Source organism: Methylicorpusculum sp., assembly GCF_030651835.1.
Classification (GTDB): domain Bacteria; phylum Pseudomonadota; class Gammaproteobacteria; order Methylococcales; family Methylomonadaceae; genus Methylicorpusculum.
In genome coordinates this window covers 67,680-90,690 of record NZ_JAUSBX010000045.1, presented here as the reverse complement: position 1 = coordinate 90,690, position 23,011 = coordinate 67,680, and the positions used below count along the sequence as shown (strand labels likewise).

Annotated in this window: 27 protein-coding genes and 1 tRNA gene; 19 read left to right on the top strand and 9 right to left on the bottom strand. The window is 44.8% G+C overall.

Annotated features, from left to right (window positions below; all coding sequences use genetic code 11):
* Positions 1–121: 121 nt before the first annotated feature.
* The 3 genes from Q7V32_RS05835 to Q7V32_RS05825 form a co-directional block, all read right to left on the bottom strand.
* Positions 122–976 carry a cryptochrome/photolyase family protein gene (locus Q7V32_RS05835; protein ID WP_304896035.1) on the bottom strand — a complete coding sequence of 285 codons (855 nt, stop codon included), beginning with the start codon at positions 974–976 and terminating at the stop codon, positions 122–124.
* Positions 977–1,295: 319 nt separating this feature from the next.
* The gene (locus Q7V32_RS05830; RefSeq protein ID WP_304896034.1) at positions 1,296–2,666 is read right to left on the bottom strand and encodes an SEC-C metal-binding domain-containing protein; all 1,371 of its coding nucleotides are present in this window, start codon (positions 2,664–2,666) and stop codon (positions 1,296–1,298) included.
* Positions 2,667–2,899: 233 nt separating this feature from the next.
* The gene (locus Q7V32_RS05825) at positions 2,900–3,097 is read right to left on the bottom strand and encodes a hypothetical protein (RefSeq protein WP_304896033.1); all 198 of its coding nucleotides are present in this window, start codon (positions 3,095–3,097) and stop codon (positions 2,900–2,902) included.
* A gap of 484 nt (positions 3,098–3,581) precedes the next feature.
* Between Q7V32_RS05825 and Q7V32_RS05820 the strand changes: the two genes are divergently transcribed.
* From Q7V32_RS05820 to Q7V32_RS05770, 11 genes are all read left to right on the top strand, one after another.
* Positions 3,582–4,664 (top strand): site-specific integrase, encoded by a 1,083-nt coding sequence (locus Q7V32_RS05820; protein ID WP_304896032.1) that lies wholly within the window; start codon positions 3,582–3,584, stop codon positions 4,662–4,664.
* A gap of 19 nt (positions 4,665–4,683) precedes the next feature.
* Positions 4,684–4,908 carry a DUF6290 family protein gene (locus Q7V32_RS05815; RefSeq protein WP_304896031.1) on the top strand — a complete coding sequence of 75 codons (225 nt, stop codon included), beginning with the start codon at positions 4,684–4,686 and terminating at the stop codon, positions 4,906–4,908.
* On the top strand, positions 4,892–5,158 hold the full coding sequence (locus Q7V32_RS05810) for a type II toxin-antitoxin system RelE/ParE family toxin (protein WP_304896030.1): 267 nt from the start codon (positions 4,892–4,894) through the stop codon (positions 5,156–5,158). Before Q7V32_RS05815 ends, Q7V32_RS05810 begins: the two co-directional genes overlap by 17 nt.
* A 153-nt stretch (positions 5,159–5,311) precedes the next feature.
* The gene (locus Q7V32_RS05805; protein WP_304896029.1) at positions 5,312–5,527 is read left to right on the top strand and encodes a hypothetical protein; all 216 of its coding nucleotides are present in this window, start codon (positions 5,312–5,314) and stop codon (positions 5,525–5,527) included.
* Between the two features lie 194 nt (positions 5,528–5,721).
* Complete coding sequence (locus Q7V32_RS05800) at positions 5,722–7,911, top strand: AAA family ATPase (protein ID WP_304896028.1); 2,190 nt, start codon at positions 5,722–5,724, stop codon at positions 7,909–7,911.
* A gap of 269 nt (positions 7,912–8,180) precedes the next feature.
* Positions 8,181–8,504, top strand: a complete 324-nt coding sequence (locus Q7V32_RS05795) for a hypothetical protein (RefSeq protein ID WP_304896027.1) — start codon at positions 8,181–8,183, stop codon at positions 8,502–8,504.
* Between the two features lie 150 nt (positions 8,505–8,654).
* Positions 8,655–8,927: a hypothetical protein gene (locus Q7V32_RS05790; RefSeq protein ID WP_304896026.1), complete on the top strand. Its 273-nt coding sequence runs from the start codon at positions 8,655–8,657 to the stop codon at positions 8,925–8,927.
* 18 nt (positions 8,928–8,945) lie between these two features.
* Positions 8,946–9,125, top strand: coding sequence for a hypothetical protein (locus tag Q7V32_RS05785; RefSeq protein ID WP_304896025.1), 180 nt, complete (start codon positions 8,946–8,948; stop codon positions 9,123–9,125).
* A 437-nt stretch (positions 9,126–9,562) separates the two neighbouring features.
* A complete protein-coding gene (locus tag Q7V32_RS05780) occupies positions 9,563–9,829 on the top strand; it encodes a hypothetical protein (protein ID WP_304896024.1) in 267 nt (88 codons plus the stop codon).
* Positions 9,830–9,907: 78 nt separating this feature from the next.
* Positions 9,908–11,068, top strand: a complete 1,161-nt coding sequence (locus Q7V32_RS05775; protein ID WP_304896023.1) for an RES family NAD+ phosphorylase — start codon at positions 9,908–9,910, stop codon at positions 11,066–11,068.
* A 96-nt stretch (positions 11,069–11,164) separates the two neighbouring features.
* Positions 11,165–12,151: a hypothetical protein gene (locus Q7V32_RS05770; RefSeq protein ID WP_304896022.1), complete on the top strand. Its 987-nt coding sequence runs from the start codon at positions 11,165–11,167 to the stop codon at positions 12,149–12,151.
* 483 nt (positions 12,152–12,634) lie between these two features.
* Here the strand turns inward: Q7V32_RS05770 and Q7V32_RS05765 are convergent, their stop codons facing one another.
* Positions 12,635–12,757 (bottom strand): hypothetical protein, encoded by a 123-nt coding sequence (locus tag Q7V32_RS05765; protein WP_304896021.1) that lies wholly within the window; start codon positions 12,755–12,757, stop codon positions 12,635–12,637.
* Positions 12,758–13,335: 578 nt separating this feature from the next.
* On the opposite strand from Q7V32_RS05765, the gene Q7V32_RS05760 reads away from it, so the two are divergent.
* Positions 13,336–14,094: a DUF1566 domain-containing protein gene (locus tag Q7V32_RS05760; RefSeq protein ID WP_304896020.1), complete on the top strand. Its 759-nt coding sequence runs from the start codon at positions 13,336–13,338 to the stop codon at positions 14,092–14,094.
* A 422-nt stretch (positions 14,095–14,516) separates the two neighbouring features.
* Here Q7V32_RS05760 and Q7V32_RS05755 read toward each other — a convergent pair.
* From Q7V32_RS05755 to flgA, 5 genes are all read right to left on the bottom strand, one after another.
* Positions 14,517–14,593: transfer RNA gene (locus Q7V32_RS05755), tRNA-Arg, on the bottom strand.
* A 17-nt stretch (positions 14,594–14,610) separates the two neighbouring features.
* Complete coding sequence (locus Q7V32_RS05750) at positions 14,611–15,333, bottom strand: flagellar brake protein (protein WP_304896019.1); 723 nt, start codon at positions 15,331–15,333, stop codon at positions 14,611–14,613.
* A 54-nt stretch (positions 15,334–15,387) separates the two neighbouring features.
* Positions 15,388–15,882, bottom strand: a complete 495-nt coding sequence (locus tag Q7V32_RS05745; RefSeq protein WP_304896018.1) for a flagella synthesis protein FlgN — start codon at positions 15,880–15,882, stop codon at positions 15,388–15,390.
* A gap of 2 nt (positions 15,883–15,884) precedes the next feature.
* Positions 15,885–16,196 (bottom strand): flagellar biosynthesis anti-sigma factor FlgM, encoded by a 312-nt coding sequence (flgM, locus tag Q7V32_RS05740; RefSeq protein ID WP_304896017.1) that lies wholly within the window; start codon positions 16,194–16,196, stop codon positions 15,885–15,887.
* A 153-nt stretch (positions 16,197–16,349) separates the two neighbouring features.
* On the bottom strand, positions 16,350–17,054 hold the full coding sequence (gene flgA / locus Q7V32_RS05735; protein ID WP_304896016.1) for a flagellar basal body P-ring formation chaperone FlgA: 705 nt from the start codon (positions 17,052–17,054) through the stop codon (positions 16,350–16,352).
* Between the two features lie 283 nt (positions 17,055–17,337).
* Between flgA and Q7V32_RS05730 the strand changes: the two genes are divergently transcribed.
* The 7 genes from Q7V32_RS05730 (at position 17,338) to Q7V32_RS05700 (ending at position 23,006) form a co-directional block, all read left to right on the top strand.
* Positions 17,338–18,267, top strand: a complete 930-nt coding sequence (locus tag Q7V32_RS05730) for a chemotaxis protein CheV (RefSeq protein ID WP_304896015.1) — start codon at positions 17,338–17,340, stop codon at positions 18,265–18,267.
* A 60-nt stretch (positions 18,268–18,327) separates the two neighbouring features.
* Positions 18,328–19,146, top strand: a complete 819-nt coding sequence (locus Q7V32_RS05725; protein ID WP_304896014.1) for a protein-glutamate O-methyltransferase CheR — start codon at positions 18,328–18,330, stop codon at positions 19,144–19,146.
* A gap of 283 nt (positions 19,147–19,429) precedes the next feature.
* Entirely contained in the window at positions 19,430–19,828 is a 399-nt protein-coding gene (gene flgB / locus Q7V32_RS05720) for a flagellar basal body rod protein FlgB (RefSeq protein ID WP_304896013.1), read from the top strand.
* Positions 19,825–20,241, top strand: a complete 417-nt coding sequence (gene flgC / locus Q7V32_RS05715; protein WP_159659409.1) for a flagellar basal body rod protein FlgC — start codon at positions 19,825–19,827, stop codon at positions 20,239–20,241. Before flgB ends, flgC begins: the two co-directional genes overlap by 4 nt.
* A gap of 13 nt (positions 20,242–20,254) precedes the next feature.
* On the top strand, positions 20,255–20,926 hold the full coding sequence (locus tag Q7V32_RS05710) for a flagellar hook assembly protein FlgD (RefSeq protein ID WP_304896012.1): 672 nt from the start codon (positions 20,255–20,257) through the stop codon (positions 20,924–20,926).
* 16 nt (positions 20,927–20,942) lie between these two features.
* Positions 20,943–22,244, top strand: a complete 1,302-nt coding sequence (gene flgE / locus Q7V32_RS05705; protein ID WP_304896011.1) for a flagellar hook protein FlgE — start codon at positions 20,943–20,945, stop codon at positions 22,242–22,244.
* 21 nt (positions 22,245–22,265) lie between these two features.
* Complete coding sequence (locus Q7V32_RS05700) at positions 22,266–23,006, top strand: flagellar basal body rod protein FlgF (RefSeq protein ID WP_304896010.1); 741 nt, start codon at positions 22,266–22,268, stop codon at positions 23,004–23,006.
* Positions 23,007–23,011: the final 5 nt, after the last annotated feature.

The following is a 23,011-nucleotide window of genomic DNA, read 5'->3' as shown; positions in this document are numbered from 1 at the left end:
CTGCGGAGCAGTTGACAGCGATCCAGCGCTGGTACCGAATCTTGAGTTTAGCGCTGGTTAAGTATCTCAAGGGGCGTCAATTGCAGTCGCCGGAATGCCTGTCAGCGCCTGCTTAGTGGATTCAACCGCTCTTTTTAGGTTTATCGATAATTTGTTGTGGCGAAAGCAAGCCGATATTGAGCATTGGCGTTAATACGGAGTGATGTAAATAATGTTCGTTGGCCACCATCGCATCTTCATAACGGCCAAATTTTTCAAACCGCGTTTCCAAAAACTCATCCAGCCAGATGGAAGCGCCGGCATGATCGGTTGGATAAATAAAATTTTCCGCGCTGGCATAGTTGTTGGGAAAATAACGCGCTACATATGCCTTGGCTTCCCTTACACAGCTATCGTCTTTTGCAACAGTTACTGCCGGCGGCTTGTCATTTTTTGGATACTTCAAGCGGTTGTCTGCATCAAAAGTCCATTGACCGCCAAGTGGATGGCCTCCTGCATCCACTAAAATTTCCCGTTGCTTGCGCTGGTCAATATAAAAGGCTGTTTGAAAATAGGTTTTCTTTTTATCGAAAAAGGGTTTTACGCCATCAAGCGTATTTAAAAAGTTGGGTGATACCGTTTCAGTAATTTTGATGTTGTGTTTGTTGCAACAGCTTTTGATTCGGGTCTTTAACCAGTTGTCGGCAACATCGGCAAACTGAATCCCGGTAATGTTTTGTTGAGCCAAGTGATGGATCAACTTTCTGACATCGCTTAAATCATTTTGGCTGTCAATATAGTTCACCTTGACATTGAGTCGGTCTAACAATTGGGCATATTTTTTCATGCTGGCCCGGTGTAATACCAGTTTCTGCTGATGAAAACGGTAGTGCTTGAAAAACAGGCATTCTTCAATGAGATAAACATCCTGGCCTCTTAGTATGCTGGGATGGTTGGAAAAAAGTTGGTGAGGAAAAATCAATGTCACAGCAGTCATGCCAGCAATTCTCAATTTGAAGGAAAAAAGGGTTTGGAGAAGCTTTTCGAGGATGTCGGCAACAGGGATGCTGTTTTCAAGCCCCCATGGGTTTACGGCGTTCCTCGAAAGGCTTTTCCCAGCCTAAAATAACGCTGAAAAAATCAAACTGAGAATTGCTGGCCTCTTGTCATGTTTCACCGGATCGATGCTGCTTTGCTATGGATTGCTCTCAAGTCGGTTCTGTGAACGACCTGAAAGAACACCATTTCCAGCATTCCTTCCATTCACATTCTGATCAATGCCGCCTGTATCGATATCATCAAAGCAAATGTTTCCCCTACGGCGTTATCCCTAACGACTGCCAGAGAAATTCATAGGAAACCGGTGTGCGGTGTTGAGCTTTGGCCTGCTGTGCTTCGCCATGTTCGTAGGTATGCAGCAAGAATTTTACCTGCTCCAGTCCTTCCTGCGTTTGGATAGCCTCTCGCGGCGTTCTGTCGTCCAATACCGGTAACGGCTCGTCAGCCCAGTTAGCATAAAGCTGTTGAATTCTCTTCTCGATGAGCTCAGTCATGACTTCGGGCGGCAGTGGTGCTGGTTCCGATGTATTCTTGATCTCATTGGGCGGCAAATTAGCGAGCATCCCCTTCGGGTCGGAGATTTCCCGACTGACAAAGACAATGGCCGAGCCTGCCAATGCTTCGAACCAAGACCGCCCTTCGTCCGCATATTTTTGGGTGCGATAAAACACTTTGAGCCGATCCTGGCGTTTGCCCACCTCAATGCTGAGATTTCTGCGTGTAAGACCATCATCCCCTTCAAAAATAAGGCTCCAGCCCTCATCACGGTTACCCTCGATATCCGCTTCAGCGGACAAGGCCTGGTCCAGTGCGTCCCAGTCCTGAACTCGGTAATGATCGGTCACAAACAGGAGCGGTTCGCCCGTCACATGATCGACCAGTTGCGGCATTTCAAAGGCCTCTAGAAATAACTCGAGCCAGTGATATGGGATGATGACGCTGGTGATTTCCTTGGCGAGAAGCGAATCAGGCTCGACGTCTTCCAGTTCGCTTTTGAGTTCTTTTAATAAGTCTAAGCTACGATGGCGGGGAAAAGAATACACGGCGCCGGACAGTTCGAAATGATCTTTAACCGGCAGGATGCGTGCCGCGATGAGGTCGTATCGGTTCGCGTGCTGAGAGCCCGATTTTTCCAGGACGAGGACAGGTTGGCGTTCGGGCAGCATAACGTCCCTCAATGTCATACATTCTCCCTGTCGCACATCGACGATTTCGTAAAGCCTGAGCGGCATAGTCGTTAGCTGTTCTAGCCATTGCCGTTGTTCGGCTGAGAAGAGCGGGCCGCCCCGGCCGAATAATAATTCCGCAACACGATGCACCTGTCCTTTGATGGTAATAACGCCATCCGCCAGCAGCCATTCCATGGCATTGATCATGATACCTTGATAGGAATCGCCAGGCAGGTCCTGGAGCAATGCATATTCATCGTCCTCCAGTCCGCCGAAAAACCCTTCATCAAGCGCTTCACGCGCAGTTTGGCCATACTTTGTGAAGAACCAATTTATTGCTTTTGGTACCGCTTCCGAGCGATCGCTTGCCATCTGGGTCTCCTCAGCCTTTAAGCAGCACTGCTTATATTTTTTGCCGCTGCCACAGTGACAGGGATCGTTACGCCCGAGCTTTTTCATACATTTAATCCGTTCATAAAGGCTATTTTTGCCCATCTTTCAATGGCAAACAGAATTGAGTCCAATTCCATTTAATGCCCCTTGCGCTATATACACTCTTAATTTCATTTGATCCTAACCCAAAGCCCAAGATCCTGATAACGCTGCCGCTTGGTTTCCAGCTCTGTTGATTCTCTAGTCACACGCAGAGCATGTCTTAAGTAACCGACAGAAGCAGAATAATCGCACATTTGCTAGCAAACTTGAATTAGTCGGATCAAAACCAGCAGTTTACTCGGAGACTTGCGATTGATTATCTCTAGCTTTTCACGTGCTTTCGGGAAGTTGGCTTCCAAGCCAAGCAATGTTGCCAACAAGAAATCCAGTTCCAACGATTCGCCATCCAACGCAATAGCTCGTGGATTCAAGATCAGTGCAATTATAGAATTCATGCGGCTTTACGTAATTAAACCTTGGGATTAAGCCGGTTATATGCCGTTTTTTTGTGCTTGTTTTTCGGCAAGTGTTGCGGGTGTTTTTTTAGAAGTGTGTCGTGAGTGCAACGTGAAGATTTTTTGATACACAATAAATCGTTCAACTCATTGTTTTTATTGGTGCCCCGGAGACGATTTGAACGTCCGACCTTCCCCTTAGGAGGGAGAGACAGGCTAAAACCCACAACAAAACACAATAAACAATAATAAATAAATCAATGGCTTATTAATTTTCATTGTTGTAATGTTTTGCTGAATATTGCCCTTTTTTACTAGCAAATGGGACAAAAATGGGAAAAGTATTTATACTGTAGGCCAGAAACAAAGCGGCCTTGCAGGTGTACCACCACCAAACAAGGCCTTACCAATAACTTAATTCTGGGTTAAGCAATGGCTGGATACATCATATCAAAAAGCCGGTTGCCATCCTATCGAGGTAACCATGGCACGCATCAAAGAACGCACCGATAAAAACGGCATTATCAAATACACGGCAGAAGTTAGACTAAAAGGCTTTCCACCGCAAACAGCTACATTCACCCGGTTGACCGATGCAAAAAAGTGGATACAAAATACCGAATCAGCTATTCGCGAAGGTCGACATTTCAAAACTAGCGAAGCAAAAAAACATACCTTGGCCGATGCAATCGACCGATATGAACGCGATATTTTACCGGTTAAGTTCACCCCAAAAGAGCAACTAAACCGTAAAAAGCATTTGCAGTTTTGGCGTGATGAAATCGGTTTTCATGTTATGGCCGATTTGACTACAGCGGTATTCGCTGATTGCCGGGACACCTTGCAAAAAACACCCAGCAGAAAAGGCGGCAATCTTTCCCCCGACAGCATTAGAAAATACTTTTTAACCATCGAAAGCATTTTAAAACGCTGCGTTAACGAATGGCATTGGATTGAAGAATCACCACTAAGGGATAACCGGTTAGAAATGCCAGCATTGCCACGCGGGCGGGTGCGCTTCCTGGATGATGACGAACGCGCCCGCTTATTGAAAGCTTGCCAAGAATCCAACAATAAACAGCTTTATCTGTGCGTCATTCTGGCCTTATCTACAGGAATGAGACAGGGCGAATTGATGGGGCTTAAATGGCCTGATGTTGACTTGAAGCGCGGCGTTATCGTTCTGCATAACACCAAAAATGGTGATCGGCGGCGCGTTCCTTTAACCGGTCTTGCATTGGATTTATTGCGCCAACATGCCAAAGTCAGAAGGCTTGAAAGTCAACTACTCTTTCCCGGCAAGGTTTCACCCGATAAGCCTATGGATTTAAGATCGCCCTGGGAAACAACCTTAAAACGCGCTGAGATAACCGATTTTCATTGGCATGACCTAAGACATTGCACCGCGTCTTATTTAGCCATGAATGGCGCGTCTATGGTCGATATTGCCGCAGTATTGGGACACCGAACGCTAGACATGGTGAAACGCTACGCCCACCTTTCAGACAGCCACATAGCCGGGGTAGTTGAGAGCATGAACAATCGGCTATTTGTTACCAATCAATAATACTTACCGAGAACCGCCCATGATGACTTTAGAGCTTGACGACGAAACTACCGGCGTATTGAACCAGCTTGCCGCACAACAACACCTAAGCCCCGCGCAACTGGTTAAAACCGCCTTGCTTCAATACCTGGAAGATTGCCAAGACGCCAAAAGCGCTGAAGCTGCCTATCAGCGTTACCTGGACAGCGGGAAAGCCTCACACAGCCTTGATGACGTGGTGAAAGCCTTTGGCCTGGACAGTTAAGTTTTCCAATGATGCCATGCGGGACTTGTCGAAACTGGATAAGCCCGTTCAAAAGAGAATCGCGGCCTTTCTGCAGGAGCGAATACAACCCGTAGATAATCCCCGTGCCAGTGGTAAAGCCTTACAGGGTAGTTTATCTGGGTTATGGCGTTACCGCGTGGGTGACTATCGGCTGTTATGCCGGATTGAGGATGATGAATTGCTGATTTTAGTGATTGAAATCGGCCACAGAAAAGAGGTTTACCGATGAACGCCAAAATATTTGAGTGTCCGAAATGGTTGACCTTACATCTTTTTTTTGGGTCATGCGCTTGATAGGAAAAAGTTTAACGTCATAATTGCCCCAAGCCGCAAGCACCAAACTTGGCGGCGATTCATATCAATTGAAATCAAAAGGTGATTTATGACAACAATAGCAGCGCAACCCTCAACACGTTTTATTCCCGTTCCAGAGTGGAATAAGCACCACGCATGGCCCCCACAAGGCGGACTCCGACACTTAATCTTCCATGAAAAAACAAATGGTTTTAAATCAGCGTTTAAGCGAGTAGGACGACGCGTGCTGATTGATGAGCGCGAATTTCTTGCTTGTATCGAAAGACAGAACCAAGGCGCTTGAATTGCGGGTTCCATTGCAAGAATGGCCGCTAGATGAAAACAATCACTTACTAAAAACAATCAACAAAAAAAAGCCTCATGTCTTTATCACAAAAAGATATGAGGCAGATCCGGTCACGGCTCGAGTTGCCAGACCGAGTATTCTAATCCAAGCGCCGCAGGAGTGGGCATGGAGTTAACAAAGGAAGTACTATTATGAACCATTCGAGTTCAAATATCGAACAAAATAAAATTGGAAACCTTGAGGCCATATTCGGCCCTGGCGGCTTTGATGCAAGCAAATATGCAAGTAACGATGATCAGCCTATATCATCAAGCGAAGCCTTAAGAGAAGCAACGCGCATTCTTGAGGATAACGGGTTATTGATCTCAGGCCTCATTGAAGCTGATGGCAATTTTCATAACTTAAACCATAGGGATGACAAGCCACGCAAAAAAAAAGGATTCTACAAGGCAACCGTAGGATCCAAAGGCCATGTGCACATGTATTTCGGCTCATGGACCAATAAAATCCCAAGACAAAACTGGTCATCATGGGACAAGCACTCCCACCTGATGACCGAAGCGGAAAGAGCCGAACACCAAAGGATTTACAAGGAGAGTCAGGAACAGTTTAAGGTAGAAGTAAAGCTGCGTCATGATGAGGCCGCAAAAAAGGCTAGCGCTAAGCTTTCCGTTCTGCCTCCAATTAACCCCGGCGATACCCATCCTTATATTGTAGCCAAGGGCATCAAGGCCTATGGCGATGTCCGCATAAACGGCGGCAAACTCATTATTCCAATGCACGATAGCCAGACAGGGGAGGTCGTCAGCCTTCAAGATATTGATGCCGACGGCAAAAAGAAATTCACATATGGAGGAAAACGCAAAGGAGCATACTTTTTTATTCAAGGTAAGCTTGATGAAATTGCAGTGTGCGAAGGCTACGCGACTGGATGCAGCATTCACGAAGCAACAGGCGCAAGTGTTTTTGTTGCCTTTACTTGTGACAACTTGGATTTAATTGCACAAGCTGCACGGCGTCATTATGAGGGCAGCAAGATTACCATTTGTGCTGACAACGATTGCTTTAATGAAAATATAACAAAAAGATTGCCGCAGGATAATCCAGGCATTAGGGATGGCATGAAGGCAGCAAGCTTAATTAATGGCCTGTGTGTTTGGCCGGATTTCATGGGTGAAGAGTTTGATCAAAACGGCAAGCGTAGAACGGATTTCAACGACCTACATCAATACAAGGGGTTATCGAGCGTCGCACAAAAGATAGCTACCGCACAGATCCCTAAAAGCGGAAAACAGGAGTATCGCCGCCCCTTCACACTTGTTTCCGCCAGCGAACTAACCCTTAATCCCGTTCGACAGGAGTGGTTGATCGACAACATCATTGAACGTGGAAGCCTCAATTTATTGTTTGGCGCACCGGGCGCGGGTAAGTCGCTCTTCGCTTTAGATTGGGCCTTTTGTATGGCGGCGGGTATTGCTTGGCACGGCTACAGCACGGAACCAGTTGATGTAGTCATTATTGCGGGAGAAGGCTTTGCAGGACTTGGAAGGCGATTAAAGGCGTTAGAGCTTAAATATCAGATGAAAGCACCAGCTCGATTATTCATTAGCGAACAGCCTGCAAATATGATTAGCGACGATAGTGTTGCAATGGTTGCTGAAGTCGTTGGGGCAATCTGCCCAAAGCCCGGCCTCATAATTATTGACACGATGCACCGCAACATGACGGGAGATGAGAACAGTAGTCAAGATATCGGTCGTTTTATCTCCAATGTAGATTTCTTCTTCAAGCCTATGGGGTCAGCCGTTCTGATCGTCCACCACAGTGGGCACGGCGCACAAGACCGTAGCCGGGGTAGTAGTTCGATTCGTGCTGCAATGGATGGTGAGTTCGCAGCAAATAAGGACGGTGATGCAATTATCCTAAGCTGCCAGAAGGCCAAAGACTTTGAAGCCTTAAAGCCTTTACAGTTCAGCCTTAAGCAGATTGATCTGGATTGGCTTGATGATGATGGAGAGCCGCTCACAAGCGTTTACCTGGATTGTGCGGGTGAAGTTAGTCCGAGCGCGCGGGCTAAAAAACGGCGATTATCGGCGCGGGATGATTCCATTCTAAACAGTCTTAATGATGCAATCGTAGCTCATGGCGTAGAGCCAACAGCGGAGATCAAGCTAATGTACGGTGGATTTGATTCCCTAAGTGGCAAGCATCAAAAGATAGTCAATATCGAGCATTGGCGGGAGGTGGCTTATAAGGCGATTGTGGTTGATGTTAATACCGATGATGCAAGGCGTAAAGCGTTCAAGCGGTGCAGAGACAAGTTATTCGATCAAAAGTATATCGTTGAACATGGCAGCTATGTTTGGCGTATTTATGAATAATTGCGATTCGGACACCGGACAAAACCGGACAAAACCGGACATTTGTCCGGAGGTGTCCGCCGGACGGACACGGACACACTTCTATAGAAGTGTCCGGTTGTCCGGCACCTTGTCCGCGACAAACCAATCAAGGACGAGGTAGCCGGAAGCCTTGATTTACCTGAGGACTAGGTGTGTTGAGCAGCGTTATACACGTAATCGCAGCTATAAAGAGCGGTTATTTAATAAAACCCAGGCCGGAAGTTCGGCTACAAACAAAAGGTCAAGTTATGTTTAAGTTTTCGGATGATGGAAAAACCGCTTCGATTGATCGCGAGACCTATGATCGATTAGCCCAAAGGACAGACAAGCAAAAATCAATGGACCTTGTAAATGAAATGCTGGCGATTGCTGGTGAGTTGAATGCAGATATCACTAAGGGGCTTAGCCTTGATCCAGGCAAGCCAAGTTTTATCTTCAAGAGGAAGCGTGAAGCTAAGAGGAAGCGCGAAACCAAGAGGATGCGCGAAGCCACAATTAATTTTTTGCGAGTAATGCCACCGGGCAGTTGGTTTGATCCAAGCGCATTAGATGATGTTCAGAACGAAGATTAAGGCACCTTAGCGGCACGAAATCAAAAAAGAGATACCTCAGGGTTGCTTTTTATCAAACCAGTATCTTTTCATAGTCCAATTTCGACTGAAAGCAATCCTGCCACATGAGCAAAGCTAAACTAACTTATCAATTTTTCAGGAGTCCAAACAATGTTTTTACCAGCAAAATTAGTGTCTGTAGACAAATTGGAGAAATCAGTAACCATTATTTTTGATGTAAGTGGAAGGCATATAGCTTTTTCCTGCTCAACCAATCAAAGGGACTGGGGGCCGGTTACGACGAAGCTACGCCGTTTTGGCTTGGACAATGGGTTATCGTCAGCATATCACATGGACTGGCCTATTAATTGTTGGGGCGAGATCAATCTAGTCGAAACGAAAACGGCATTTGGTCAGCAACCAACAATCACCGATTTCAGGTAACCACCAATAGGCTTGGTTATGCTAGACGTTGAAGCAGATTTAAAGGCGCTCAGTGACTTAGCGGAGTATGTATTGATGGTGTGGCTTGAGACTGAAACACCCAAGTGTAAGAGAAGGCAGCAAGCCTTATCATTACTGGCTGAGGCTGGGACGCTGTTAATCAATGCTCACAAAATGCTAACTATTCAAGGCAAATAGAGCTGGATCAAAAACTAAAGCCTATTAGGGATTGAAAAACCCGGAAGCGATGCTAACGAATTGCTTACCGGGTTTTTTTTGCCTCTTAGAGTCGACAGTTCGCAATAATCAATTACCGGCAATCAATACTGGGTTTTTGTTAGTCCAATGTCCGTAACCGTATGATTAAAAAGGGTGTGAATTACATTCACTTAAAATCAATGACAACTTGTTGCCGATGAACTTGAAGATTGAAGGATTTATTGATAATAGCCAAAGCAAAATAATGCAAGCAAAGCCCGATTTTATTGATCAACCAATATCTGAGAAGGAAAGATAGACATTTAGCCCCCTGATAGAATTAGGTAACTTTGTTGCTTAGAAATCGTTGATAAGGGATGATATACGGAAACTATTTAATCACTTGTTAGGGTTCTTAAACCAATCTGGGGAAACAAATGGAAATAACTACATGGCTTTTGCTTTCAATTTTCGTGGTGGGTATTGTTGCCATGGTTGGTTTTTTTGTTACTAAAACCAAAGGTTTTGGTAGGTTTGCAACTAGCTCATTTTTATTGCTTCTGATTGTTATCGTTTCTTCGCTTCTATTCGCAGCAGACAAACTTGATGTCCAAGTCCTAGCAAACATCTTCTTTGCTGTTATTGGTTTTGCTGGCGGGCTATTTACGGGTAAAGAGTCTGCCTTGTCCAATGGCACACCCTAACCCCTCGCTCAAGCTGACCCGCTACAACACCTGCCTACGCGGGCAGCTTAGCTAGAACGTTAACCATTCCAATACGGTATGCATGCACTCTGCACTGATTGCGCCAACTCGAAGTTGCTCAAAGACCTGATTTCCGCAGCAAAGGTTGATGGAGCATGCAGCGTGTGTGGCGCCACTTACACCTCGGTCATTCCGACAGACAACATACAGTTTATTAGGGCAATCAAAGCCCTCATTCGTTACTACTACTCCGAATGGGAATACCACAGTAAGCTCGGCGGTGAAAGCTTTGAGGCGCTGCTTTCGACTGAGAACCGCATCATTAGAGTCAATCCCAAGCTTGACGGAATCGAGTATGAAGAATTCCTACTCTCGTTCCTTGAGAATCTTGATTCAGATGAACAAGTAAGCGTGATAACTGCCTACGGGCGAGACATCTACAACTACGCCCCATTTACGCCTATCTCCAGAGGAGAAGCAGCCGCCATCCAGTTAATTCAGCGGAGTCTCACGGAGAGGAACTATTTTGTCGTTGAGTCTGAACATGCCAAAGACTTCCATGACCTACCGAAATACATCACGCGCACATTTCCTGCGGGTGGCGGCTGGTACCGTGCGCGAGTTGGCGCAACGAGGCGTGCCGCCAAATACCCCTTTCCACCCGGTGAAACACAGTACTACTTTGAGCCACATGTTGGTGCTGCAATCTCGGCACCGCCAATAGCACTTGCAAGTTCTGGTCGTCTTAATCGCCCTGGTGTTTCATTTCTCTATTTAGCCGCCGACGCTGACACCGCCATTGCCGAAATTCGACCCCATCCTGGTGATTTTGTCTCCGTAGCCGAATTCACCATCACCAAAGAACAGAGGATTGCCGACCTTACTCAGCATGACCTTCTAAGATTTTTCAACTCAGATCGTGAGCTGGAACTTTTGGAAATCGTCATCGCTGTTGAGAACGCATTAGCCACAGCCGCGCCCCCCAGTAACAGACAGCTATACAGCCTGACACAGTTCCTGGCTGACATCTTTCGAACAATGAACTTCGACGGCATTGCTTTCAGAAGCACAGTGGGTGTCGGAGCTAACCTCGTACTCTTTGAGCCTACGGCTGCCGTATGGCTTGAGGGATCAAGCAGAGTTGTTGAGATCAATCGTGTCTCATACCGACACTCTCCGAAAGCGCTCTTCGATGCCGCTTCCAAATACGATAGGGTCTTCGATGAACACAAGAAATAGACAAATGGCTAACCACTTGGTCAAGAGGGACGCTCCGCCGGCAAGCCGGATCCGCACCTCTTACCTCCAACGTTGTGTTTTTCAAAATGAGAACTAATGTCTGATCTTACAAAAAAAGAAATTTTAGAAATTTTAGATGAGCATCCTTGGGGTTCAGAAAATCTACGAATAGTTTATTTTCGTGATTTTCAAAATACACATTCAGTAATAAATGAACTGCCCGGTGGAATTATATATAGTGAACTGAAGTCATTGAGGTTATCTCTCAAAATTTTTCTTGATGCAGTAGATGACCTTATTTCTTCAATTAATAAATTTAAATATGATTCTGCACATACCGATTTTTGGACCATTGCTAATAAGCCATTCACTGACAAAATTGAAGTAACAATTCAACGTGGAATTATTTCATCATCAATGTGTGCTATGGCCTTGGTAGATCATTCACGAGAATTTAATAAAAAATATCCAGTAAATGGTTATGAAGACCAAATAAGAAAAAACTTTCAAGCAAATGAAGTTCATAAGTTTGTCCATGGGCTTAGAAGGTTTTTGTCACATATCAAGTTTACAAAAGCAAATTGGAATATTTTCCATTCTGAAACTAATATCAGGAATGTTGTTTTTATATTATCTAAAGATGATCTTATGCAATTCAATGATTGGAGTTCTTTAGCTAAATCATATATTCAGAGTCAAGAAGATGGGGTCGATGTTGAAAGTTTATTCAATGAATACTCAAATCAAGTAAAAAAATTCCATAATTGGTTATGGGCTGCATTGTTTAATGGTTACGGAGAAAAGATAACTCAACACCTTAATTATTTGAAGATAATTGAAGGTTTTAGTTTGGAAAGTAATTGGAATCTTTTACTTCAACAAGTGCTACCCCAACAAAAGATTGACCCTTACCAACATCTGGATAAATATCTAACGGATGAACAATTAGAAGACATTTATTCTTTTCCGTTTAGATCACAACAACAAGTAGATAGAATAATTCAATTAATTGATACACATCAAATATGTACAGGTTTAATGCGAAGTAAAGTTTATGACGCATTTAATATAAATAAAACATAACCCGACATTCAACCCGGTCCTCCGCGATACCGCAGTTATGCTAGAGTCAGCGCATCAGTAACCAAGTGCGACAACGTGACTGATAAGCCTGGCAGCGTCAAAACTGCCGGGCATTTTTGTTTATAATACAATCGCAATCGTTAACATTTTCGATGCAACGAAATGGCGTTAACACAAGCCGGCCACCTAAAAAATGGTCGGCTTTTTTATTGCCTGAAATTTAATCTATGCAAGGCAATTGCAATACTAATACGCCAATCACTTTCACAAACGTCCATAAGTGTTTTTTAATGCATCTATATAGCCATAAAAAAAATAACAACGGGCGTTAAAATAAATAACAAAAAACCTTGAACAAAACTCAAATCTCCGCACATTTCAACTCCTCATATTCTGCTAAAACGCCCAACTCTTTACCGAGTGTATCAATTTTAACGTGCTGGGCGCTTATGGTGTTGTTTGCATCAATAATGTAATAATCGCCTAATGTGCTGTAATATTTTGATTTATCAGTACATTTTTCAATGCTTCATCGTCTTTTTTCAACTTACGGTTAATCGTGGCGAGTAGTGCTCTTTCCATTATCTGTAATTTGACTGTAGTCATTGTCTTATCCTGTGCAAGTGTGTAAACAGGTTTCATTTATTAATTACCACGATTCCAGATAAACCATATCGCGGCTTCGATTCAAGCATCGAAAACAGCGATATTCAGCCCGTCAATTCCAGTTAAGCCAGCGCATTCATAGCCTTCTCTTTATCGGCGCTTAGATCGAGAATTTAGGGTGTTACCGTAGAATTTGAAATGATTAAAATCCTTTTTAATAAGGTCTCTGATTTATATACAAAACATCCGGAAATACCTAGTCTAAACTAATATTAATCCCTCCTTCATAAGTCCTAATTTGATCATTTGCTTCCTTATCCTTTTTGTCGCTCGGCTTCGCCTCTGTCTCGCTGTCTAATTTCCTCTTCTGAATACGAACTAAGGCCCGTCTCAGTGCTATCGCGCTTAGTTCTATTATCCGCTCTTTGCTCATTGATGATTTCATTTGAATTGCCTCCTGGTTATTTCGATGCTTGCGGAATCAGGCTAATACCATCATTCAATTGACACTAACGACAAAAGCCAGCAGTATTGAACCTTATTGGACAATAAAACACATTAAACCAGGAATTAACAAAATGTCATTCAATAAAAGGCTAATTACTACCGCAGGCCTACTACTGAGCTTGACCACCCTCAATGCCGAGGCTGTTTTAACGCCTTACATCGCCGTTGACGGGAGTGCTGTGGTCTACAGCAGCGTCAGCAACGTCACCTGGACGCAAGACGCCAACCTGTTCAAAACGATGTACGATGCCGACAATAGTCTTATCAGCCAGATTGCCAGTGTTAGACCCAGCTATAACGATCCATTTTTTGGTTTACAAACCATCGGCGCCGATGATTTCAATACCGGCAATGGCCAATTGACCTGGTGGGGCGGTCTTGCTTTCACCAACTACCTGAACAGCATCAACTACGGCGGCAGCAGTCAATGGGCCTTGCCCTCGGCAGACTACAACCAAACCAGTGGCCTCTTAGGCCAACTGTACTATAACGAGCTCAATGCCTTGGGCCATCATGAAACTAATGGTAGCGATTTTGGCATCCTGGGCGACGGCAGTTTCGGAACTTCTGGCAATGCCGGGCCATTTACCAACGCACAAACCTCTGCGTACTGGTTGGCTACGGAGGATGCGTATGATCCCCGTTACGCGTGGCTCTTCTATACCGACGGTGGCCTCCAGCTCGCCATCAGTAAGGACCGTCAGTTCTACGCATGGCCAGTCAGCCCCGGACAAGTGGCCGCCGTGCCGGTCCCTGGCGCTATGTGGTTGCTGGGTAGTGGCTTACTGGGCTTGTTATCATTCACTCGCATGAAAAAACAAAAAAGTTAGTTTCGACGCTGTTAAAGCAAAGCAATCAAACCGGTCATAGTGCCGGTTTTTTTATGTCTGAAATTCAGTTATTCAATACAAACGAAAAAAGTGGCCTGCTTCATTTTATAAACAATGACCATTGCAAATGTCATGCCGGGCTGTAAGCCTTGATATTCTTATCTTGCAAAGAGTTGGCATGAAATCTAGCTGAGGGATTGATTGCTTCCAAAATAAAGCACATCACTTTGATAGTGTTGCCGGGCAACAAGGCTGATTTGCTGGAAAATGGCTTAAAGGCCGATATGGATAACCGGCCTTTTTTTATGGCTGTTTTTCGGCAAGTGTTGCGGTTGTTTTTTTGAAAATGGGACAAAATTGGGAAAAATTTATTTCAGGCAATAAAAAAGAGCTTGGTTAATCGCCTAAGCCCTTGTTTTTATTGGTGCCCCGGAGACGATTTGAACGTCCGACCTTCCCCTTAGGAGGGGGATGCTCTATCCAGCTGAGCTACCGGGGCAATGTGCGGCGATTGTATCACAGGTTTAAATCGGGATTCTTTCGTTTTCTTATGATTTCGCGCTCCAGCGCTGCTATGTAGAAGTCCAGCTTGTTTTTGCCTTGAGGCGAGAGGTTTACAAAATAGCCACCTATATAAACAGTGTTTCGCTCGGTTTTGACTGAACGAATAACTAAAGTAAAGACCATCTCATAGCCAATCGGCAAGTTTAAGTGGCAGTTTCTTAAGGTGTCGCCTGCTTGAACACTATTCTCTTCTGCGGCCAGGCGGAATGACATGCCGCCTCTGGAAATATCGATTACCTCGCCATGAACTAAAAATTTGTTTTTCGCCGCGGGCCATGTGATGGTTAATGTATCTGTGACGAGTCTGGGTGAACTTCTGCGTTGCGGGTAATAGATACGATCAGGAAGGGGTGATGAGTAATAAAGACTATCAGTACCAAGTTTTTTGATTTCGGTCAACGTCAGGAGAAAGGCCAAGTGAACGCCGTTTAAATAAGTTGAAAGCTTGATTTTATGTGCGGATTGAAGAAAGGTGCTGATGTCTGCAGAATTGATTTCATCCAGAATTAGAAGGTTTTGTTCAATATTGACTTCAATGATTGAGGTTAATAGTCCTTTCTTTTGACCCAGCTGGGATAACGTGCACAGGCAGTTCTGAATTTGGATGGCGCACAGGATGCTGGTTATTTTATCCGGATGGGTTACGAATTTTGGGTTTTCATTAAAATTTGACACGGCATGATTCTTAACGGTCGATTTTGCTCATGCGTGGTAGGGAGTTGAAGTTGTCTAAGCTGTATAGAGTGTTTTTGAGCCTGCGTCGGCCTGGGTGGAGCCGTCGCGGCCATAGGTATGAACTGATTGCGGCTTGCCTTTCAGGATGTTGAGTGACAGGCGGGTATGACGCAACAAAAGCTCGATGCCGGCACCATTCTGATTGTTTAAATCGCGTGCTTTTTCTGAGAGTGTGATGAGTTCTTGCCAATCATGTTCGGCTTTTTGAGTATCCATACTGACTGCTTTGGCTCTTTCAAAATAGGTCGTCAAGCCGTTTTTATCCGCATTCAACTGCTCGGTTTGCAGAACCTGACCGATTTGTTGAGTAAATTGCGAAATCTCACTGATTAGATGCTGTTTGTGCTGTGTGATCGCATCCAGTTTTTTATCTTTATCCTGATTGATCAGTAATTGAGACTCGTCCTGAAGAGCTTGAAAAAGGGTGCGGCTTAAAGACAAGCCATTACTGATCAATTTTTCAGCAATAGGAAATGTTTTATTAATCATGATTAGGTGCTGTCCTGGCCAAATGCAGCCTCAAATTGAATGATTTTTTGAGCCAGTTTCTCGGCATCAACACGGTAACTGCCATCGGCTATCGACTGTTTGATCATGTTTACTTTATTTTCATCGACCGGTGGGGTTTTGTTGTTCAGCGCTTCACTGGCAGTAAGGCCAACCGAATTCGCTCTGATGCTTACGCTGTCGCTGCTACCTGTCTCAACTTTTGGTTTGTCTGATTTATTTTCGACCGTGCCCTTTGGTGTTGCTTTGGACTGAACGGTGACAAGTTGTCTGCCTGTGAGTGGGTCAATAGCCATGGTAGTGTCCTCCAATAATGTTCTGCTATAACCTGTATCGGCAGCATTCAAAAAAGATTTAGAAAAAATTATAGCGTAATAACTTTTTGTCAGTAGTTCTTATTGAATTATTGATATTAAGTTATGAGATTGTATCGTTTATTATTGATTGACTCAGCGTTGATGAATGCTGACAAAGCCGGTCTGCTCAACTTTAGCGGCAATGATGCGTCCTGACGATGCATTTTTGACACTGATTGATTGCCCTTTAACGCCGTCCATCATGGCGACGCCTAGCATGCGAATATCAAAGGCAGGATTCCCTGAGCGAATGACAATTTTTTCACCTCTTTTGATCAATACCGGTTCCATGATCAGGCCGTTATGCAAGACGGTGCCAGCTGCTAAATAGCGGTTGGCTTGCTTGTTAAATACTTGCTCCTGACTGATAAAGTAACCGGTTTTCACTTTTGAAATATCCTTTTTCTCTAATCTTACGTGGTTTGGCGTCAATAATTCTCCTCGTTGAACGGGTTGGCTTAGCACCATGACCTGGTCAAAAATACGAACGATGACCGAGGTATAAACAGACCAGGATTGAACTCCGTTGCAACGAATCCCAACTGTATTTCTGTCCGGACTCAATCCTTGAGGTTGGGAGGTAAAGGCTTCAATGGGTTGGCTGCATTTGGCCAGCCGGAGGCGCGTATCCAAAGGTGCTATTGTCAGTTCGTAATTTGACGCCGGATCAATATTGTTTTGGACAAAATCACTGACAACTTGATAAAGACTGCTATGCGCTTGATAGCTTGGCTCCGCATAGCTTCCTGATGCGAAGGTCAGTAATAAGGGAAGTAAGCGCAAAGTTTTAAGGAACATCAGAATGTGCCGGTTAAATGACGTTACCTTCAATCTCAGCATTTTTGATGCCAAACACCATCGCAGCAATTCATTAGAAACAAACTATAATTGCCTTGCTTGCTTCATTTTGAGCCGTTTCCGGCTATGGATATAAGCAATGGACCTGATTAGTGATTAGGTTTTAGTGGGAAGTTAAGAGCGATTGTCGGTTAAATGTTGTTTATGAGTCGCTCAATAAGCGGCGGCAAGCCAACATTTTTAGCAAAATCACAGCAGAATCATAAATCAATAAGGTGGTGTCATGGCCGGAATTTTGGAAGGCGTAGATCAAAGAACGCAGTTAGCAGGGCATAACCGTTTCGAATTATTGCTTTTCAGATTGGGTGGTCGGCAACGTTTTGGCATTAATGTATTCAAAGTACAGGAAGTGATTCAGTGTCCGTCTTTAACCCAAATTCCCAATTCCCATTCAGTCATTTGTGGTGTTGCTCATTTGCGGGGCAAGACAATACCGGTTTTGGATCTATCGATGGCTATCGGCTTACGGCCGCTTCCCAGGGATAGCGGTTGCTATGTCATTGTGACGGAATATAACCGAACGGTTCAAGGCTTTTTAGTGGGTTCGGTCGACAGAATCATCAATATTGGTTGGAGCTCAGTTAAAGCCCCCCCGACAGGTCTGGGTCGGGAAGGGTATCTGACGGCAGTGACTGAAGTCGATAATGAACTGGTGGAAGTGATTGACGTTGAAAAAGTCATGAAAGAAGTCATTGGCTTGCGCGATCAAGCTTCTGAAGAAGCCATTGACAGCACTGTTTCCGGGGCCGGAGATCGTGTGTTGATTGTTGATGACTCGACCGTGGCGAGAAACCAGGTGAAAAGAGTCTGCGATCAATTGGGTTTGGAATGTCATGTGCTTAAAGATGGTTTGGAAGCGTGGGAGCATCTCAATCAGTTAGTTGATGATAATGTTGAGCTTGAAAAGCACTATGCTTTGATCATTTCTGATGTGGAGATGCCCAGAATGGACGGCTATACACTGGCATCCCAAATCAAAAAAGACACTCGAATGAAGGGTGTTTACATTGTTTTGCACACCTCATTAAGCGGCGTGTTCAATACGTCAATGGTTCAAAAAGTCGGTGCGAATGAGTTTCTAGCCAAGTTTGAACCCGATGAATTGATAAAGACCATACAAAACAGGTTGAAGATTTATCATGCTCATCAATAAAACGGGCATTTCCGGTCGTAACTATTCAGGAACTGCTGAGCGTTCTTTGAGAAAAAAATAATGGAAATGAATAGTCAGGAATTTAAATTCTTCCAGCACTTCCTCTCGCAAAACTGCGGCATCATTCTCAGCGATACTAAGCATTATCTGGTTAAAAACAGATTATCGAGTCTTTTGGCCTCGTTTAACCTCAGCAGTTACCAAGATCTTATTTTATTACTCAAGCAAAATCCAGGCTCAAAAGTAGCGGTTGCGGTTATTGATGCCATGACGACCAATGAAACCTATTGGTTTAGAGATGAAAATCAATTTAAAGATTTATCCGATACTTTATTACCTTTGCTAGCTCAAAAGCGTTCGTCACTCAGAATCTGGTCGGCAGCTTGTTCGACGGGTCAGGAGCCTTACTCTATCAGCATGTGCATTGATGACTATGTCAATAGAACCGGCAAAAGTCTAAATGCCAGAATCGTTGGTACTGATATTTCCGATACGGTGCTTGCCCAAGCAAAAAATGCAGTTTACACGGAATCGGCATTGTTGCGCGGTATCGACTCGGAGAGGAAACAACGTTACTTCAATGCGGTTGAGGGTGGATACAAGCTTAAGTCACAAATAGGCTCCAGGGTTGATTTCCAGTGTTTGAATTTGCTGAGGTCTTTTAATTCAATGGGCCGTTTCGACATCATTTTTTGCAGAAACGTGCTTATTTACTTTTCCGATGAGGTTAAGCACGATATTTTGACCCGCATGTTGGCTCTCTTAGAGCCTGATGGCCTTTTGTATTTGAGCAGCACTGAACAAATGCCGGTAGGTGTCAACGGATTTGTTACGGTTAGGGACCAGCGTAGCCGGTATTATAAAAAAAACTCATCATAGCTGCGGCAATAAATTGACGCTTGGGATCAATCCAGCTGCTTGGTCCCAAATTACTTTTTAATTGCCACTTGCCGCCTTACTTCATTAAAAACGGCCATCAATTGCCGCCTCAAAGCCGATTTTTGCCGCACTTAACAGTGTCTTCCTGTCTTTTCCTGATCCAGTCAATTGCCTTTATCTCTTACTGTAACGCGTATTAACTTAATGAATTAACGATGTTATTTTATTGCGGCATATGATTTGCTAGATTCTTTATAAAAAGCGATCCTATGAGGCAATAATCATGGCTATTAATTTTGACAAGGCGTTGGGCGTGCATCCGCAGGCCTTGACCTTGCGTGAGAGACGCGGCGAAGTACTGGCTTCCAATCTTGCCAACGCAGACACCCCCGGCTTCAAGGCCAGAGACCTCAATTTTCAATCGGTTTTGCAAGGTGCAATGCCCGATGAGTTGCCCATCGAGAGAACTCGTAGCGGGCATGCAGCACCTTCCGATCTATTGTTAGGCGCCAATCTCATGTTCCGCAATCCGCATCAGGCGTCACTAGATGGCAATACGGTTGAATCCCATATAGAACAAGCCAAATTTTCAGAAAACGCGGTGCAATATCAGGCCAGCTTGCGATTTATCAACGGCAAGTTTTCCGGCTTGATGACTGCCATTAAAGGAGAATCCGCATGAGCTCTTTCAAAGTATTCGATATTTCCGGCAGCGGTATGAATGCCCAGTCCCTCAGGCTTAATTTAGTAGCCAGTAATATTTCCAATGCCAATACGGTGAGCAGCAGTATTGATCAAACCTATAAGTCCAGGCAGCCGGTTTTTGCTGCGGAATTGAAAAATATCCTGGACAAGCAAAATGCCTCAAGCAAAGTTAATGTCTTGGGTGTGGTGGAAAGCCAAGTGCCGCCATTAAAAGAATATTCCCCCAACCATCCTTTAGCCGATGAAGAGGGCTATATCTATAAGCCAAATGTCAATACGATTGAAGAGATGGCCAACATGATGTCGGCATCCCGCTCCTATCAGAACAATGTAGAGGTTTTAAATACCGCCAAGGAACTGGCATTGCAAACGTTAAGAATCGGACAATAACAGGAGCAAGATCATGGCAATAGGTTTGGATACATTCAAAGAATTAGGACTGGCAACCTTTGAGAAGGCCGCTGTTAAAAAACAGGAATTAGGCCAGGAGGCTTTCTTAAAAATCATGACCACACAGTTACAAAGCCAAAATCCATTGAAGCCAATGGAAAATGCCGATTTTATGGGACAGATGGCGCAGTTCTCTACCGTTTCAGGAATTCAGGATTTGCAGAAGTCATTCAAGGATTTTGCCAGCTCGTTATCTTCGGATCAGGCTTTGCAAGCGGCCGGATTAGTCGGAAGAAATGTTGTTGCGCCGGTAAATTATGGCTTGTTAGCCGCAGGTGGAGATGTCAGTGGTGAAGTTAACTTACCCAGCTCTGCCAGTAACGTGACGGTAAGAGTCACTAATGCATCGACCGGAGCTCCGGTTAAGACACTGGAATTAGGTCCTCAGGCGTCAGGTACTTTGCCTTTCAGTTGGAATGGCATTGGCATTGACGGCACATTTGCAAATCCTGGAGTCTATAAAGTTCAGGTAGAAGCCTCTATGGGCGGGCAGAATGTGTCCTTACAACCGTATATGAAATCGCGTGTCGAGAGTGTCGTGATGGGCAACGGTCAACGGGGGCTTGAAGTTAATTTAGCCGGTACAGGTCCGGTTTCCTTCAGTCGGCTAACCAAAATTATTTAACAACAGAGGCGTTCTTATGGCTTTTTCAACAGCACTCAGCGGCTTAAATGCCGCAGCCAATAATTTGGCAGTAACCGGCAACAATATTGCCAATGCGAATACCACCGGATTTAAAAAATCCCGGTCTGAATTTGTCGATGTTTATGCCTCTAGTCTGGCTGGCGTCAGTAAAACGACTCCGGGAGCAGGCGTCAGGGTGGCTAATGTCGCGCAGCAATTTATCCAGGGCAATATGCAGTTTACGGACAATAACCTGGATATGGGTATAAGCGGTGAAGGATTCTTTGTTTTAGCTAAGTCACCCACGGAGATTAATGATAGAGCCTACACCCGTTCAGGGGAATTTAAGCTTAATCAAGAAGGATTCGTTGTTAATAATCAAGGTCAGGCGTTGTTAGCGTTTAGACCGAATGGAGCAACGGTTGCTGATGGTTTCAGCACTGGCGTTATGCAGCCAATCCAGATAAATACTATCGCTGGTAAACCTCAAGCGACAGAGCAAGTCAAATTTACAGTCAATTTGGATGCCAGTGAAGATATTGTTGCTCTCCCTTTTGATAAAACAGACCCCAATACCTTTAGCAGTCAGACTTCGGCGACTATCTATGATTCATTTGGCAGCTCTCATATTTTAACGACTTATTTTGTCAATACAGGGGTTGGAGTTGATAGTCAGCCAACCTGGAATGTCTATCATTATCTCGATGACACTTTAGTTCCTGTGGTTGGCTCTGGAGGCACTCAAAGTGATTTCGGTGAGCTAAAGTTTAACCCCTCCGGTAACTTGAGCGCCCCGGTGAATGCAGACGGGGTAGTGGATGGTTTATTTACCTTGGCGGCTCATCCGGTTACTCCGGCAACAGGAGCCAATGACATTGCCATAGGCAGAATGAGTTATGCGAATTCCACGCAATTCAATCAGCGATTCAGTGTCAATGATTTAAAGCAAAACGGATTGCCTGCCGGTCAGTTAAGCGGCATCGATACCGATGACGAGGGAATTATCTTTGCGCGTTTCAGTAATGGCGGTTCCGAGCCAATTGGACAGGTAGCTTTGGTGCGCTTTGCCAATCCCCAAGGTTTGTCCAAACTGGGCGATACTTCCTGGGGGCAAAGCGCCAGTTCAGGTGAATCGATATCAGGAGCGCCAGGCTCGAATAATTTCGGTCTGATTCAGGCCGGCGCTATTGAAGCTTCAAACGTCGATTTATCCGCGCAGTTAGTCAATCTGATCGTGGCTCAGCAGGCTTATCAAGCCAATGCGCAGACAATCTCGACTGAAAATTCGATTATGCAGACTATTTTAAATATCAGGTAATCACGCTTCGGGAATAATGTCATGGACCGCAGTCTCTATATTGCAATGAACGGCGCTAAACAAACTCTGATGGCGCAAACCACTAATGCAAATAATCTGGCCAATAGTCAAACTACCGGATTTAAAGCTGATCTGGAGCAGTCCCGCAGTATGCCGGTATTCGGACCGGGTTATCCTACGCGTGTTTATGCGATGACCGAGAGTCCTGGGACTGATTTAACGTCAGGCCCTCTGGCCATGACAGGGAGGGATCTGGATGTCGCTATCAATGGAGAGGGCTGGTTAGTGATTGAGGGCGCTGATGGCAAGGAAGCTTATACTCGTGCTGGCGATTTGAGGCTGACAACCGAAGGGCTGCTGCAAACAGGGACGGGTTTGGCGGTGATTGGAAACAATGGGCCGATTGCCATTCCTCCGGCCGAAAAACTGACCATTGGCTCTGACGGCACCATCAGTATTATTCCTCAAGGCGCCAATGCCACAGCATTGGCGGTATTGGACCGGATCAAATTAGTAAAGCCCGATCTGGATCAGTTGGAAAAACAGAATGATGGTCTGCTGTATCTGAAAGACGGCGGGGTCAGTCCTGAAGATGCATCGGTCCGCTTGATTCAAGGCGCACTGGAAGGCAGCAATGTCAGCACCGTGGGCGCCATGGTGGAAATGATTGAGTTGGCAAAAAATTTCGAATTACAGACCAAAGTCATGAAACAAGCGGATGAAAATTCGGGTATCAGCGCTAAGTTAATGCAAATGGCATAAACCCT